Origin of the sequence: Nocardia aurea (assembly GCF_003123685.1) — a bacterium.
Classification (GTDB): domain Bacteria; phylum Actinomycetota; class Actinomycetes; order Mycobacteriales; family Mycobacteriaceae; genus Nocardia; species Nocardia aurea.
Map to the genome: position 1 here is coordinate 1 of NZ_QCYJ01000019.1, position 1035 is coordinate 1035.

Annotated in this window: 1 protein-coding gene; it reads left to right on the top strand. The window is 70.4% G+C overall.

Translation table 11 applies throughout. The annotated features are described in order from the left end of the window. On the top strand, positions 1-1035 hold a 1035-nt coding region (locus DAT37_RS05060; protein WP_456320110.1), incomplete at both ends, for a phosphoketolase family protein.

Below are 1035 nucleotides of genomic sequence, written 5' to 3' on the forward strand. Positions count from 1 at the left end.
GAGGTCCTCGACGTCGTCTTCGACGAGATGGCCGCCTACCGCGCGGGCGACACCCCTCGCCTACCCATGATCATCCTGCGTACCCCCAAGGGGTGGACCGGGCCGCGCGAGGTCGACGGCCTGCCGGTGGAGGGCACCTGGCGCGCCCACCAGGTCCCCCTCACCGCGGTCCGTGACAACCCCGACCACCTCGCCGCGCTGGAGACCTGGATGCGCTCCTACCGGCCCGAGGAGCTGTTCACGCCTGACGGCCGCCCCCACCCGGCCGTGGTCGGCACCGCCCCCGAAGGGCCGCGCCGGATGAGCGCCAACCCCCACGCCAACGGCGGCGAACTGCTCACCCCGCTGCGCATGCCCGACTTCACCGCGCACGCCGTCGAGGTCAAGGCCCCGGCCACCCACACCAGCGAGCCCACCCGCGTCCTCGGCGGCCTGCTGCGCGACCTCATCACCGCGAACCCGCGCAACTTCCGCCTGATGGGTCCCGACGAGACCGCCTCCAACCGGCTGAGCGAGGTCTTCGCCGTCACCGACCGCGCCTGGAACGCCGCTCGCCTGCCCACGGATGAGCACCTGGCCCCCGGCGGACGCGTCATGGAGGTCCTGTCCGAGCATCTGTGCCAGGGCTGGCTGGAAGGCTACCTGCTAACCGGCCGGCACGGCCTGTTCAACTGCTACGAGGCGTTCATCCACATCGTGGACGCCATGTTCAACCAGCACGCCAAGTGGCTGGAGGCCTCCCAGAAGATCCACTGGCGCCGGCCTATCGCCTCCCTGACCTACCTGCTGAGCTCCCACGTCTGGCGGCAGGACCACAACGGCTTCAGCCACCAGGATCCCGGCTTCCTGGACGTCGTGGCCAACAAGAAGCCCTCCGTGATCCGCATCTACCTGCCCCCCGACGCCAACACGCTGCTGTCGGTCGCCGACCACTGCCTGCGCTCCCGCGACTACGTCAACGTCATAGTCGCCGGCAAGCAGCCCGTCCTCGACCTCTTCACCGTCGACGAGGCCGTCGCGCACTGCACCCGCGGC